This is a genomic window from Pseudogulbenkiania ferrooxidans 2002 (genome assembly GCF_000174355.1).
Lineage (GTDB): Bacteria > Pseudomonadota > Gammaproteobacteria > Burkholderiales > Chromobacteriaceae > Pseudogulbenkiania > Pseudogulbenkiania ferrooxidans.
In genome coordinates, this window is the sequence record NZ_ACIS01000002.1 from 47,429 (window position 1) to 61,772 (window position 14,344).

Below are 14,344 nucleotides of genomic sequence, written 5' to 3' on the forward strand. Positions count from 1 at the left end.
TGCTCCTTAAAGCTTTTCCACGTTGACAAGGAAGGACTTGAACTCCGGCGTCTGGGTATTGGCGTCCCCGACGAACGGCGTGAGGGTATTGGCGATGAAGCCTTTCTTCGCCACGCCCTCGTAGCCCCAGTGGATCGGAATCCCCACGTGGTGCACCGTCTTGCCGTCCACCGTGAGCGGCTTGATGCGCTTGGTCACCACCGCCTTGGCCTTGATGTAGCCGCGCTTGGACGACACTTTGACCATGTCGCCGTGGTTGATGCCTTTCTCCTTGGCCAGCGCCTCACCAATTTCCACGAACTGTTCCGGCTGCAAGATGGCGTTGAGCCGCACGTTCTTGGTCCAGTAGTGGAAGTGTTCGGTCAGCCGGTAGGTGGTGGCGGCGTAGGGGAAGGCATCGGCCTTGCCCATGTCGGCCAGATCGCCCTTGAACACGCGCGCGGCCGGATTCGACACCACCTTCGGGTGCAGCGGATTGGTGCCGATCGGGCTCTCGAACGGTTCGTAATGCTCGGGGAACGGGCCTTCCGCCATCTTGTCGAGCGCAAACAGCCGCCCCAGGCCTTCGGCCTGCATGATGAACGGCGCCATGGCACTACCCGGCGGCTCGTCGAGCTTATAGTCCGGTACGTCGATGCCGACCCATTTCTCGCCGTTCCACTTGATGAGCTGCCGCGCGGGGTCCCACGGCGTGCCGTCCGGCCGGGCCGAGGCGCGGTTGTACAGGATGCGGCGGTTGGCCGGCCACGCCCAGGCCCAGGCCGGGGTATTGCCAAATCCGGTATCGGTGTTGTCGCGCCGCGCCATCTGGTTGCCGGCCTGGGTCCAGCTGCCGGTGAAAATCCAGCAGCCGCTCGAGGTGGAGCCGTCCGCCTGCAGCAGGGCGAAGCCGGGCAGCAGCTCGCCCTTCCTGGCCAGGAACTTGCCCGGTTCCTTCGGGTCGGCGAGGTCGGCCAGTGCCTTGCCGTTCATTTCCTTGGCCAGCTCTTCCGGCTTGGGCGCCATCGGGTTGGCGTAAGCCCACGCCAGCTTCATGATCGGCTCGGGGTAGGCTCCGCCTTCCTTCGCGTACAGGGCTTTGAGCTTGGCGAAGATGCCGGCCAGTATCTCGACGTCGGCGATCGCCTCGCCGGGCGCATCGGCCCCTTTCCAGTGCCATTGCAGCCAGCGCCCGGAGTTGATGATGGCGCCGTCCTCTTCGGCGAAACAGGTGGTGGGCAGGCGGAACACTTCGGTCTGAATCTGCTCCGTCTTCACGTCGTTCTGCTCGCCATGGTTCTTCCAGAAGGTGGAGGTGTCGGTCACCAGAGGATCGATGATCACCAGGAACTTGAGCCGCGACAGCGAGGCCACGATCTTGTTCTTGTTGGGGAACGAGGCCACCGGGTTGAAGCCCTGGCAGATGTAGCCGTTGACCTTGCCCTGGTTCATCATCTCGAAGTACTGCAGCACGTCGTAACCCTTGTCCCACTTGGGCAGCCAGTCGTAGCCCCAGTTGTTGCCGCTGCTGGCGTTGTCGCCCCAGAACGACTTCATCAGGCTGACGAAGAACTTGGGGTAGTTCTGCCAGTAGTTCATCTGCCCGTCGGCCAGCGGCTTGCTGGTGTTCTTGGCCAGATGCGCCGCCAGGTCCGCCTCTTTTTCCGAAGGCAGCGTCAGGTAGCCGGGGAGGCTGGTCGAGAGCAGGCCGATATCGGTCAGGCCCTGGATGTTGGAGTGACCACGCAGTGCATTGACGCCGCCACCGGCCATGCCCATGTTGCCGAGCAGCAGCTGCACCATCGCCATGGTGCGGATGTTCTGCGAGCCGATCGAATGCTGGGTCCAGCCCAGGGCGTAGAGGAACGACGTGGTGCGATCCGGCGCGGCGGTGCCGGCCAGGTGCTCGCACACCATCAGGAAGGTTTCCTTGGGCGTACCGCAGATGCGCTCGACCATCTCCGGCGTGTAGCGCGCCACGTGCGCCTTCAGCAGGTTCAGCACGCAGCGCGGGTCCTGCAGCGTGGCGTCACGCCGGGCAAAACCCTTCTCATCGAGCTGATAGCTCCAGGTCGCCTTGTCGTACTTGCGCGTGGCCTCGTCGTAGCCGCTGAACAGCCCCTCAGAGAACTGGAAGTCCGGGTTCACCAGCAGCGCGGCATTGGTGTAGGCGAGGGTGTACTCCTTGTTGTACTTGCCGGTTTCCAGCAGGTAGCGGATCACGCCGGAGAGGAAGGTGATGTCCGTACCGGTGCGGATCGGCGCGTAGTGGTCGGCCACCGATGCCGTGCGGGTGAAGCGCGGATCGATGACGATCAGCTTCGCCTTGTTGCGGGTCTTGGCTTCGATCACCCAGCGGAAGCCGACCGGGTGGGCCTCGGCGGAGTTGCCGCCCATCACCACGATGATATTGGCGTTCTTGATGTCGACCCAGTGATTGGTCATGGCACCGCGACCGAATGTTGGGGCAAGACTTGCCACCGTCGGTCCGTGTCAGACACGCGCTTGGTTGTCGACTGCCAGCATCCCCAGGCTGCGCACGAATTTCTGCGAGAGCCAGCCGGTTTCGTTACTCGAGGCCGAGGCACACAGCATGCCGGTGGTCAGCCAGCGGTTGACCGTGACGCCGTCGGCATTCTTCTCGACGAAGTGGGCATCGCGGTCCTGCTTCATATGGCGCGCAATGCGCTCGAACGCTTCTTCCCACGAAATCCGTTTCCATTCCTTGGCGCCGGGCTCGCGCACTTCCGGGTGCTTGAGGCGGTTTTCGCTATGCACGAAGTCGACCAGGCCCGCCCCCTTCGGGCAGAGCGCGCCGCGGTTGACCGGGTGGTCCGGGTCGCCTTCGATATGGAAGATGGTGGATTTGGCGTTCTTGGCGCCGTCGCCTAGGCTGTACATCAGGATGCCGCAGCCAACCGAGCAGTACGGGCAGGTATTGCGGGTTTCCGTGGCACGCAGCAGCTTGTAGCTTCGGACATCCGCCAGCGCGTTCTGCGGCAACATGCCGAGCATCGCGAGGGTCGAGGTGGCCAATCCTCCCGCGCTCAGCTTGAAGAATTGCCTTCTGGTGACTTGCATCAAAGTCTCCCTTAGTGCGTGTACGACAAGGTGGAATGGATGGCTGCCGTTGTCTTGACCATGCGATGTGACCAAGCGGCCGGCGAATCATCTTTGCCATCGGGTAATACCAAAACGAAGCGTGAGACCAAGCGGATTCGGTCTGTCGTTTGACTCTTTTTAGTACAAAATGGCCGATCTTGCCCTTGCCAACCCAGGCTTCGGCCAACCTTTCATCGACATGACCGCATAGAGCCCCCGCAGGCTCCCATCGTTCACTACCGTGTGCTGCTTATGCTCTTTGTAGTATGCAGAGGCCATAAAGCCAGCCCCGCATGGCGCCAGCGAGGGGTAGCGCCGTCGCCACGGAGAGCGAGCCCATGCCCAAGACCAGCGCCGGCATCCTGCCTTACCGCCAACGCGACCAGCACTACGAGGTGTTGCTGGTGCACCCCGGCGGCCCGTTCTGGGCCCACAAGGACCTCGGTAGTTGGTCCATCGCCAAGGGAGAGTACGAGAAAGGGGAAGACCCGCTGCAGGCGGCGCTGCGCGAGTGCGCCGAGGAAACCGGCTATCGGCCGACTGGCGCGCTGCTGCCGTTGACGCCACGCCGGCAGCCCAGCGGCAAGGTGATCGACGTCTGGGCCACGGAGGGCGATTGGGATGAGACAACGCTGGTGTCCAACACCTGCCGGCTGGAATGGCCGAGAGGGTCGGGCCGCTGGCTGGAGGTGCCGGAGGTCGACCACGCGGCATGGTTCGGCTTCGACGAGGCGCTGCAACACATTTTGCCGGGGCAGCGCGGTTTCATCGAGGAACTGTTCGCCCTGCTGGCCGGGCAGGCGTCGGCTCGGCAGGACAGCGATCCGGGCTGATCAAGTGGCGGTTATTCCAGCACCTGGGCGTCAATCTCGGCAGGGGGCGCATTCCCGTTCTTGCGCATCAGCAGCAGGAAGGGCAGGGCCAGCAATGTGGCCACCATCATGATGCGAAAGTCGGTGAGATAGGCCAGGAAGCTGGCCTGGCGGGTCACTTCGTTGTTGAGCGCGGCAAGACCGGCCGGGCTGGCCGGGTCGAGCAGGGCCGGCAGACCGGCGCGGATCGCCGGGCTGGCGCTGGTGACGAGTTCGGCCAACCTGGCATGGTAGATGGCGCTATTGCGCGTGAGCAGGGTCTGCATCAGCGAAATGCCGATACTGCTGCCGATATTGCGGAACAGGCTGAAGATCGACGTGCCGTCCGAGCGATAGCGGCGCTCCAGGGTGGAGAACGTCACCGTGGTCAACGGCACAGACACGAAACCCACCCCCATGCCCTGGATGAAGCCGGGCCAGACAATCCCGCCTTCGCTCATGTCGAGGGTGTAGCCCGACATCTGCCACAGCGACAGGGCGGTCAGGCTGAAGCCCAGCGCGATCAGCGCACGTGGATCGACCTTGCTGGTCAGCCGGCCGGCCAGCAGCATTGCCAGCATGGTGCCGATGCCGCTCGGTCCGGTCACAAGGCCGGTGGTGACCACCGGATACCCCATCAAGGTCTGCAGCAAGGGCGGCAGCAAGGCGCGGGTAGCGTACAACAGCAAGCCCACCAGGAAGTAAAACCCCAGCCCGGTTACGAAGTTGCGGTCTTTCAGCAGGTTGACGTTGAAGAACGACGCCCCCTGCGCGGTTGCCGTGAGCACCACGAAAAAGGTCAGGCTGACCAAGGCGCCCACCGCTTCCAGCACGATTTCGGTGGAACTGAACCAGTCTAGCTGCTCGCCGCGGTCGAGCAGCATCTGGAACAGGCCGATGGCCAGGCTCAGCGTCAGGAAGCCGTAAAAATCGAAGCCGAGCTTACGGTCGGTCTCGGTTTCGCGGATATAGGCCTTGATGCCGTAGAACGAGAGCATCCCGACCGGCAGGTTGATGAAAAACACCCAGCGCCATGTCAGGTTGTCGGTCAGCCACCCCCCGAGCGTCGGCCCCAGGATCGGCCCGATCATCACCCCCATGCCCCACACCGCCATCGCCTGGGCATGTTTTTCCGGTGGGTTGGAATCCAGCATCACCGCCTGCGACAGCGGCACCAGCGCCGCCCCAAACAAGCCTTGCAGCAGCCGCGCCAGCACGATCTGCGCCAGTGACTCAGACATCCCGCACAACATCGACGCCACCGTGAAGCCCACCACCGCGACCAAAAACACCCGCTTGCGGCCAAAGCGCCCGGTCAGCCAGCCGGTCAGCGGGGTGGCGATGGCGGCGGCAACGATATACGAGGTCAGTACCCACGAGATCTGGTCCTGCGAGGCCGACAGGTTGCCCGCCATGTGCGGCAGGGCCACGTTGGCGATGGTGCTGTCGAGCGTCTGCATGATGGTCGCCAGCATGATGGCGAGGGTGATGAAACCACGATGCGCCCCGGGATCGGACGCGGTGGGGTGGGGGCTGGCCTGAGACATGGGTGATTCCGGACTAACGGGCGGTCGGGGACGGATCGCCATGAATAACTTTAGTGATAATAACCTACGTCATTATAAGACCAAAACAGGGCCGGGAATAGTGCCGAGACGAACCAAGGCCCCCGTGCGAGGGCCCCACACCAGGCACCCGAATCCATGCGAAGCATGGCTCCAAGCCCATCGCTCCACCCGTCCATACGGCATGCCGCGCACACTGACGCCGGAGCATTCAGCCCCGTCGGATAGCTCAGCTTTTCAGCAGCACCAGCATCTTGCGCAGCAACGCGTCCAGCTGGTTTTGTTCTTCCGGAGAAAACGACGACCACAGCTGCCGGTACTGTTCGCGCCGTTGCGGCTGCAGCTGTTCGACGAAGGCGACGCCGGCAGCGGTCAGCTGCAAGTAGGTCTGGCGCCGGTCGGCCTCGCTCGCCACGCGCTCGACCCAGCCCTTGTCGACCAATTCGTCGGCAATGCGCGTGCAATGCGTGCGCGAGGTGTTGATGAACACGCTCAGCTCCGACGGCAGCAAGCGGTGCTGCGGGCTGCTGTAGAGCACCACCAGCGACGTCCAGGTGGTGTAGTTGAGCCCGTACTCCTTGAGCCGGGCGTCGAAGAAGTCGCTCAATTCACCACTGACATGCAAGAACAGCCGGGTCAGGATCGCCTCGCGCAGGGGCGCGCCGGGAATCTGGCTGGCAATCGCGGTAATGGCCGACTCGTACGGTTTGAAGCTATCGCTCATGACGCTGGGAAGAGTAGGTAAGTCAAACCGGGGATGATACCCGCGCCCGGCGCCGCGCGCAGCCTTGGCTCGGGTGTGACGAGTGAAAATAAGGTCTGACTCACCGCGAGAGCGCAGCGAGCGCCAGGGCGGTGCCGCTACGTGCCGGATGCGGGGCGGGTACAGTCTCGCCAGCGCCCGGCTGGCGAGGTGCGGTGTGCGGAGAGATGGAACGGCAAGCGGCCACTGGTCGTCCCCTTAGAGCCTGCTCAAGGTATTTTTCGACTCTTCTGACCTGGCCATAGGCCTTGAACAGGCTTTTGCGGCAGCTCAGTTGTTGTAGACGTCAAACGTGAAGTACTTCCGCTGGATCTTCTGGTACGTGCCATCCTGGCGAATAGCGGTGATCGCCTGGTTGATACGCTGGCGCAGTTCCTGATCTTCCTTGCGCAAGCCAATCGCCGCCCCCACGCCCAGCGTTTTGGCATCGTGCAGCACCGGGCCGACAAAGGCGTAATCGCGCCCCCGCGGTGTTTTGAGCAAGCTCATGTCGGCTTGCACCGAATCCTGCAAGGCGGCATCGAGTCGACCCGAAAGCAGGTCTTGATACACCAGATCCTGGTTCTGATACGACACCACCGTCACCCCGTTCGGCTCCCAGTATTGCTTGGCGTAGGCTTCTTGCGTGGAGCCTTGTTCCACGCCGATGCGCTTGCCCTTGAGCGATTCGACACTGGTCAGGGCGGCATTCTTCCTGGCGACCAGCCGCGACGGCGTGTGGTAGACCTTGTCGGAGAAGGCGATCTGCTGCTGGCGCTTCTCGGTCACGCTCATCGACGACAGGATGGCGTCGAACTTCTTGGCCTTCAGGGCAGGAATAATGCCATCCCAGGCATTTTCCACCCATTCGCAGCGCACCTTCAGCTTGTCGCAAATGGCATTGCCGATATCGATGTCGAAACCGACCAGCTTGCCATCGGGAGATTTGGATTCGAATGGGGCATACGACGGGTCCAGACCAAAACGGATCACGGTCAATTCCTTGGCGTTGACGCTGCCAAGCGCCAGACCAAGCGTCACGGCCAATACAAGCTTGTTCATGATTGTCTCCTGAGTGTACTGCTTGTTATCGAGGTGCGAAGGGGCCAGCCTGCCGGGAGGAATGGCAGTCACGTGCTGGCCAGGGGAAAGCAAGCACAGGGTGCTCAACAAGGAATCGGGGAGGGGAGCGTCAGGAAACGCTCCACCAGGCGCGCCCAATACGCTGCGCCAATCGGCAGGTTCCTGTCGTTGAAGTCATAGCCGGGGTTATGCACCATGCAGCCATCCTCGCCTTCGCCGTTGCCGATCCGCAGGAAACAGCCAGGGCGGGCCTGCAGCATGTACGCAAAATCTTCGCTTCCCATCAGCTGCGCGGTGTGGGGGACAACGTTATCGGCGCCCACCAGTTCCTGCGCCACCTGGATGGCAAACTCGGTTTCTCGGTCGGAGTTGATCACCACCGGGTAACCCATCAGGTATTCGATTTCCGCCGTGGCACCATAGCTGGCCGCCTGTTGCTGGACGAGAGTCGTGATGCGTTCCTTGAGCAGGGCGCGCACCTCCGGACAGAACGAGCGCACGCTCAGTTCGAGCCGCGCCTGATCCGGTATCACGTTGTTGGCGGAACCGGCCTGCAACACGCCAACCGTCACCACCGCCGGCTGCGCCGGCTCGACATTGCGCGACACCACCGTCTGCAAACCCATCACGATGCTGGATGCCACCACCACCGGGTCCACCGTCAGATGCGGCCGTGCGGCATGCCCACCCTTGCCGTGGATCGTGATAAAGATATTGTCGCCCGCCGCCAGGAATGGCCCCTTGCGGAACAGGAACGTTCCGGCCGGCGCGCCAGGATGGTTGTGCACGCCAAATACCGCATCGCAGGGAAAGCGTTCGAAAAGGCCGTCCTTGATCATGCACTGCGCGCCGCTATCGATGCCCCGCTCTTCGGCCGGCTGAAAATAGAGGTGGACGGTGCCGGAGAAATGCCGTGTTTCCGCCAGGTATTTTGCGGCCCCCAGCAACATGCTGGTATGACCGTCATGGCCGCAGGCATGCATTTTCCCGTGGCGCTGACTGGCGTAAGGCAAGCCGGTTTGCTCGAGGATGGGCAGCGCATCCATGTCGGCGCGGATGCCGATGCGGCGTTGGCCGTCGCCCACCGTCAGCGAACCCACCACTCCCGTCCGGCCGACGCCCGTCGTCACCTCATAGCCCCATTGCTGCAGCTTGTGCGCGACGAGCGCCGCCGTTTCCAACTCTTCATAGGCCAATTCGGGGTGCTGGTGCAGATGGTGGCGAATCGCACGCAGTTCCTCCGCCATTCCGGCGAAATCACCGACTTCACAGTAGCGCTTGGCAATATCCATGGTGTTGCACTTTCCAGAGAGGCTGTCCCCCGGGAGGGGAAGCAGGTGGGTCAAGATGCCGCCAACCGTGGCAGCGGGTTGACGCCACATTACGGCTTGCTTAGCGCTCTGAAAAGATGTAATTTTTTTTAAAGTGATCAGATTTTTTTATCATAGGAAGCGCATGAAACTGCAACAGCTAGAGGTGTTTATTGCCGTCACCGAGGAGAAAAGCCTGCGCGCCGCAGCACGGCGCCTGGATCTGACTCAACCCGCGGTCACCCGGACCGTGCAGGAACTGGAAAGCGACCTGGGGGTGGTGTTGATGACGCGGAGTGTGCAGGGCATTGAGCTCACCTCCTTTGGCGCCGCCCTGAGGATACGCGCCCAGCAATTGCTGGAAGATGCGCGCCGCGCGCGCGAAGAGATGGACCAGCTCAAGGGGGATATGCGCGGCAAGGTCACCGTCAGTGCCACATCGACGATTGCGCTGACGCTATTGCCCCAGGCCATTGATCGTTTTCAGGAAGCGGCACCGGAAGCCGAACTCACCTTTTTGGAGGTGAAGTTTCCGCAAGCGACCCAGCACTTGCGGGATGGATCGATCGATTTTCTCGTGTCGCACGTGCTGCCCGACATGCTTGATGACGACCTGACCAGTATTCCGCTGTTTACGGTCGATTTCGTCGTGATGGCGCGGGAGCAGCACCCGCTCAGGAACGCCCGCCGCCTGGCCGAACTGGCGGAGGCGCAATGGTCCACCACGGTGACCTCAGGCGGTACTCAGCACAGCGTGATGGAGGCGCTGTTCCAACAAGAGGGACTCCCCCTGCCGCGCCGCCTGATCCAGTGCTCGTCCTTTGCCATCGCACTCGGCCTCGTCTCCGGCACCGACACGCTGGTGTTGTTTTCACGCTTGCTGGCGCAACGCATCGCAGACCTTGGTCTACGGCAAATCCCACTAGAGCAGCCGCTGCCCGCCCTGGAGATGAGCATCGTGATGCGTAAGGACATCCTGCTCACGCCAGCCGCCCAGCATTTCGTCACCTGCCTGCGCGCCTCGGCAGAAGTGCTTGGCTAAGCCGTTTGAGCAGCAAGAACAGCTCGACGCATACTCCCTGCCACGCCGTTGCATGCACCGAACAAGCAACGTGGATCACACGACGACCGATCACAAAATTGGCAATGACTGGCCTGAGTGAAAAGCAGGCTATTTCCGTGCCGCCCGAGAAAAAAACCCCGCCTCTCCGAAGAGAAGCGGGGTAAAGGGGCACACACTCCCACTTGGTCACTACGCAAACACAGCTAACAAATCCTTGTTGTCGATCCGCTTGCCCGAACTCACCAGCACCTCGCGGATCACCCCGTCGCGCTCGGCCTTCACCGCCACTTCCATCTTCATCGCTTCGAGCGTGAGCAGCGTGTCGCCCTTGGCCACCGCTTGGCCCGGCTTGACCGCCACCGTGCTCACCATGCCCGGCATCGGCGCGCCGACGTGGTGCGGGTTGTCCGGATCGGCCTGCGGATGGCTGTGTGCCGCCTGCACGCCGTCCTGCGCCACCTTGATCAGGCGCGGCTGGCCGTTGAGTTCGAAGAACAGCTTGCTGTGGCCGTCGCCGGTGTCGGCGCGGCCCAGGAGCTGGATCACCAGCGTCTTGCCGCGTTCCAGTTCGATGCTAACTTCCTCGCCCTCCCGCAGACCGTAGAAGAACGCGGTGCTCGGCACGGCGGAGACGTCGCCGTAGCGCGCCTGGTGCTCGGCGAAGTCGCGGAACACTTTCGGGTACATCAGGTGCGAGGCCAGCTCCGGCTGGCTGAGCGGGCGGCCCACCTGCTGCTCGACCCTGGCCTGCTCGGCGGCGAGGTCCACCGGCGCCATGGTCTCGCCGGGCCGGCCGGCCAGCGGCGCTTGACCCTTGAGCACCTTGCGCTGCAGTTCGGCCGGGAAGCCGTGCGCCGGGGTGCCGAGCTCGCCCTTGAACAGGGACACCACCGACTCGGGGAAGTCGATCTCGCGCGCCGGGTCGAGCACGTCTTGCGGGGCGAGGCCGTTGGACACCATGAACAGCGCCATGTCGCCCACCACCTTGGAGGTCGGCGTCACCTTGACGATGTCGCCGAAGAGCCGATTCACTTGCGCATAGGCCTCCGCTACTTCGGGCCAGCGCGCCTCGATGCCGAGCGAGCGCGCCTGCTCGCGCAGGTTGGTGACCTGACCGCCGGGCATTTCGTGACGGTACACCGCCGAGGTGCCGGCACGCATGTCGGCCTCGAACGGGGCGTAATACTGGCGCACGCCTTCCCAGTAGGTGGAGAGCTGCTGCAGGTTCTTCCGGTCCAGCCCCGGGTCACGCTCGCTGCCGGCCAGCGCCGCGACAATGGAGCCGAGGTTGGGCTGCGAGGTGAGGCCGCTCATCGCGTCCATCGCCGCATCCACCGCGTCGACGCCGGCTTCCACCGCGGCCAGCACGCTGGCGGCGGCGATGCCCGAGGTGTCGTGGGTGTGGAAGTGGAGCGGCAGGCCGGTTTCTTCCTTCAAGGCCTTCACCAAGGCGGTGACGGCGCGCGGCGTGCAGATGCCGGCCATGTCCTTGATCGCCAGGATGTGGGCGCCGGCCTGTTCCAGTTCCTTCGCCATCGCCACGTAGTACTTGAGGTCGTAGCGCCGGCTCGCGTCGTAAATATCCCCGGTGTAGCAGATCGCCGCCTCGCACAGCATTCCGGTGTCGCGCACCGCGTCGATCGCCACGCGCATGTTGTCCACGGCGTTGAGCGAGTCGAACACGCGGAACAGGTCGATGCCGCCCTCGGCCGCCTGGGCGATGAAGTGGCGCACCACGTTGTCCGGGTAGTTGGTGTAGCCGACCGCGTTGGAGGCGCGCAGCAGCATCTGGAACAGCACGTTCGGGATGGCGGCCCGCAGCTCGGCCAGACGCTGCCACGGGTCTTCCTTGAGGAAGCGCATCGACACGTCGAAGGTCGCGCCACCCCAGCATTCCAGCGAGAACAGGCCGGAGGCGAGGCGCGCGTAGTGCGGCGCCACCGCCAGCATGTCGGCGGTCCTCATGCGCGTGGCGAACAGCGACTGGTGCGCGTCGCGCATCGTGGTGTCGGTGATCAGCACCTGCTTCTGCTCGCGCATCCACTGCGCAAAGCGCTCGGCGCCGAGGTCGTGCAGACGATCGCGGGTACCCGGCGGCGGCGCGTCGCCCAGGTGGCAGTCCGGCAAGCGTGCCGGCCCCGGCATCGGGCTCGGCGCGGCGCGCCCCTTCATCTCCGCGTTACCGTTGACGGTGACGTCGCCGAGGAACTCCAGCAGCTTGGTGGCGCGGTCGCGGCGCGGGGTGAACTGGAACAGCTCGGGGGTGCTGTCGATGAAGCGCGTGGTGCACTTCCCCGAGGTGAACAGCGGGTGGGCGATGACGTTCTCGAGGAACGCCAGGTTGCTCGACACGCCGCGGATGCGGAACTCGCGCAAGGCGCGGTCCATGCGCGCGTTGGCCTCGCTGGGGGTGTGGCCCCAGGCGGTGACCTTGACCAGCAGGGAGTCGTAATAGGGTGTGATCACCGCGCCGGTGTAGGCGGTGCCACCGTCCAGACGCACGCCGAAGCCGGCGGCGCTGCGGTAGGCGGTGATGCGGCCGTAGTCCGGGGTGAAATTGTTCTCCGGGTCCTCGGTGGTGACGCGGCACTGCAGCGCGTGGCCGAGCAGGCGGATATCCGGCTGCGCCGGCACGAAGCTGTCCGCGTCGCCGATCTTGGCGCCTTCGGTAATGCGGATCTGTGCCTTGACGATGTCGACGCCGGTGATCGCCTCGGTGACGGTGTGCTCGACCTGGATGCGCGGATTGACCTCGATGAAGTAGAACGCCCCGGTGTCGGCGTCCATCAGGAACTCGACCGTGCCGGCGTGGGTGTAGCCGACCGCACGCGCCAGCTTCAAGGCCGCCTCGCACAAGTCAGCGCGCTGGGATTCGTTCAGATACGGTGCCGGTGCCCGTTCAACGACTTTTTGATTACGTCGCTGCACCGAGCAGTCGCGCTCGAACAGGTGCACGAGGTTGCCGTGCGTATCGCCGAGGATCTGCACCTCGACGTGGTGGGCGCGCCGCACCAGCTTCTCGAGGTAGACCTCGTCGTTGCCGAACGCCGACTTGGCCTCGCGCCGCGCCACCTCCATCGCCCCGGCCAGCTCGCCCTCGTTCTCCACCACACGCATGCCGCGCCCGCCGCCGCCCCAGCTCGCCTTGAGCATCAGCGGGTAGCCGACCGCCGCGGCCATGCGCTGGGCTTCGGCCAACTCGTACGGCAACGCGCCGGTGGCCGGCACCACCGGCACGCCGGCTTGCTCAGCCAGTTCCCGCGCCGACACCTTGTTGCCGAGCTGGCGCATCACCTCGGGCTGCGGCCCGATGAAGGCAATGCCGGCCGCGGCGCAGGCCTCGGCGAACTCGGGGTTCTCGGACAAGAAGCCGTAACCCGGGTGGATGGCATCGACGCCGGCTTCCTTGGCGATGCGGATGATGTCGGGGATGTCGAGGTAGGCGGCGATGGGCTTCTGGCCGGCGCCGACGCGGTAGGCTTCGTCGGCCTTGAAGCGGTGCAGGGCGAGCTTATCCTCGTCGGCGTAGATGGCGACGGTGCGGATGTTCATCTCGCTGGCGGCGCGCATGACGCGGATGGCGATCTCGCTGCGGTTGGCGATCAGGAGGCTACGGATGGGCTTCATGGTTCACACGGGTCCAAACAAGGCAGTCAATTGAAAGGGCCGGACAGCAAGGTATTGCGCACGCGCCGGCAGTTAAGGAATTCAATTCGGCGGCGCGGCGGTCGTCCCGGCCGAGCCGGCCAGACCCAGCCGGGCATGCAGGGCCTCGATGGCGTCGATCTGGTTGAGGCTGAAGAAGTGCAGGGCGGGCACACCCTCGGCGATCAGCCGCTCGCATTGCCGGGCGGTGACATCGAGCCCGAAGGCACGCACCGCAGCGGTGTCGTCGGCCAGGCTCTCCATCTTGCGGTAGATCCAGCGCGGCATCTCGATGCCGCGCGCCTCGGCCCGTTGCGCGGTGCTGCGGAAACGGGTCAGCGGCAGCACGCCGGGCACCAGCGGCAGGGTGATGCCGGCGGCGTGGCAGCTGTCGCGCAGATACAGGAAGGCATCGGTATTGAAAAAATACTGGGTGACCGCCGCGTTGGCGCCGGCCTCCTGCTTGACCCGGAGTGCGGCTAGGTCGGCGGCCGGGCTCTTGGCTTGCGGATGGACCTCGGGATAGGCCGCCACCTCGATACGGAAGTCGTCCCCGCTGTGTTCGCGGATGAAGCGCACCAGGTCGCTGGCGTAGGCGAAGTCGCCACGGCTGCCCATGCCGGACGGAGTATCGCCGCGCAGGGCGAACAGGCGCCGCACGCCGAGACGGCGGTAATGCGCGCACAGTTCCGCCACTTCGGCACGCTCCGCCCCCACGCCCGACAGGTGCGGCGCCACGGTGTGGCCGGCCTCGTGCAGCTGCCCGACCAGGTCCAGCGTCCGTTCTCGCGTGCAGCCGCCGGCCCCGTAGGTGACCGAGAAATACTCGGGGCCGAGCGCCGCCAGACGAGGCAGCGCCCGCTCCAGTTGCCGCGCGCTCTGCGGCGAGGTGGGCGGGTAGAGCTCGAGACTGAAGGGTATGGACATGCAACGCTCCTTATCAAAATACGGGGTGTCGTGACGGTGTGGGTCGCCACGGCCGGCGAGGCGACGGCACCCGGCCC

At 64.3% G+C, this 14,344-nt stretch carries 9 protein-coding genes; 2 read left to right on the forward strand and 7 right to left on the reverse strand.

What is annotated here, in order from left to right:
* Positions 1 to 6: 6 nt before the first annotated feature.
* Entirely contained in the window at positions 7 to 3,060 is a 3,054-nt protein-coding gene (gene fdnG, locus FURADRAFT_RS02970; protein ID WP_086007371.1) for a formate dehydrogenase-N subunit alpha, read from the reverse strand.
* 359 nt (positions 3,061 to 3,419) lie between these two features.
* Here fdnG and FURADRAFT_RS02980 point away from each other — a divergent pair, with 359 nt between their 5' ends.
* Positions 3,420 to 3,914: an NUDIX domain-containing protein gene (locus FURADRAFT_RS02980; RefSeq protein ID WP_008952622.1), complete on the forward strand. Its 495-nt coding sequence runs from the start codon at positions 3,420 to 3,422 to the stop codon at positions 3,912 to 3,914.
* An 11-nt stretch (positions 3,915 to 3,925) separates the two neighbouring features.
* On the opposite strand, the gene FURADRAFT_RS02985 is transcribed toward FURADRAFT_RS02980, so the two are convergent.
* From FURADRAFT_RS02985 to FURADRAFT_RS03000, 4 genes are all read right to left on the reverse strand, one after another.
* Positions 3,926 to 5,479 (reverse strand): DHA2 family efflux MFS transporter permease subunit, encoded by a 1,554-nt coding sequence (locus tag FURADRAFT_RS02985; RefSeq protein WP_008952623.1) that lies wholly within the window; start codon positions 5,477 to 5,479, stop codon positions 3,926 to 3,928.
* A gap of 247 nt (positions 5,480 to 5,726) precedes the next feature.
* A complete protein-coding gene (locus FURADRAFT_RS02990; RefSeq protein WP_008952624.1) occupies positions 5,727 to 6,221 on the reverse strand; it encodes a MarR family transcriptional regulator in 495 nt (164 codons plus the stop codon).
* 309 nt (positions 6,222 to 6,530) lie between these two features.
* Entirely contained in the window at positions 6,531 to 7,301 is a 771-nt protein-coding gene (locus tag FURADRAFT_RS02995; protein WP_008952625.1) for an ABC transporter substrate-binding protein, read from the reverse strand.
* Positions 7,302 to 7,405: 104 nt separating this feature from the next.
* Positions 7,406 to 8,614: a M20 aminoacylase family protein gene (locus tag FURADRAFT_RS03000; protein ID WP_008952626.1), complete on the reverse strand. Its 1,209-nt coding sequence runs from the start codon at positions 8,612 to 8,614 to the stop codon at positions 7,406 to 7,408.
* 163 nt (positions 8,615 to 8,777) lie between these two features.
* On the opposite strand from FURADRAFT_RS03000, the gene FURADRAFT_RS03005 reads away from it, so the two are divergent.
* Positions 8,778 to 9,674, forward strand: coding sequence for a LysR family transcriptional regulator (locus tag FURADRAFT_RS03005; RefSeq protein WP_008952627.1), 897 nt, complete (start codon positions 8,778 to 8,780; stop codon positions 9,672 to 9,674).
* A 210-nt stretch (positions 9,675 to 9,884) separates the two neighbouring features.
* On the opposite strand, the gene FURADRAFT_RS03010 is transcribed toward FURADRAFT_RS03005, so the two are convergent.
* Both FURADRAFT_RS03010 and FURADRAFT_RS03015 read right to left on the reverse strand, forming a co-directional pair.
* Positions 9,885 to 13,322: a pyruvate carboxylase gene (locus FURADRAFT_RS03010; protein WP_008952628.1), complete on the reverse strand. Its 3,438-nt coding sequence runs from the start codon at positions 13,320 to 13,322 to the stop codon at positions 9,885 to 9,887.
* Between the two features lie 81 nt (positions 13,323 to 13,403).
* The gene (locus FURADRAFT_RS03015; protein ID WP_008952629.1) at positions 13,404 to 14,267 is read right to left on the reverse strand and encodes a methylenetetrahydrofolate reductase; all 864 of its coding nucleotides are present in this window, start codon (positions 14,265 to 14,267) and stop codon (positions 13,404 to 13,406) included.
* Positions 14,268 to 14,344 lie beyond the last annotated feature (77 nt).

Coding starts and splice junctions, on each gene's coding strand:
- FURADRAFT_RS03015 (WP_008952629.1), bottom strand. CDS start 14,267: ATGTCCATACCCTTCAGTCTCGAGCTCTACCCGCCCACCTCGCCGCAG.
- FURADRAFT_RS02995 (WP_008952625.1), bottom strand. CDS start 7,301: ATGAACAAGCTTGTATTGGCCGTGACGCTTGGTCTGGCGCTTGGCAGC.
- FURADRAFT_RS03000 (WP_008952626.1), bottom strand. CDS start 8,614: ATGGATATTGCCAAGCGCTACTGTGAAGTCGGTGATTTCGCCGGAATG.
- FURADRAFT_RS03005 (WP_008952627.1), top strand. CDS start 8,778: ATGAAACTGCAACAGCTAGAGGTGTTTATTGCCGTCACCGAGGAGAAA.
- FURADRAFT_RS02980 (WP_008952622.1), top strand. CDS start 3,420: ATGCCCAAGACCAGCGCCGGCATCCTGCCTTACCGCCAACGCGACCAG.
- FURADRAFT_RS02985 (WP_008952623.1), bottom strand. CDS start 5,479: ATGTCTCAGGCCAGCCCCCACCCCACCGCGTCCGATCCCGGGGCGCAT.
- FURADRAFT_RS02990 (WP_008952624.1), bottom strand. CDS start 6,221: ATGAGCGATAGCTTCAAACCGTACGAGTCGGCCATTACCGCGATTGCC.
- FURADRAFT_RS03010 (WP_008952628.1), bottom strand. CDS start 13,322: ATGAAGCCCATCCGTAGCCTCCTGATCGCCAACCGCAGCGAGATCGCC.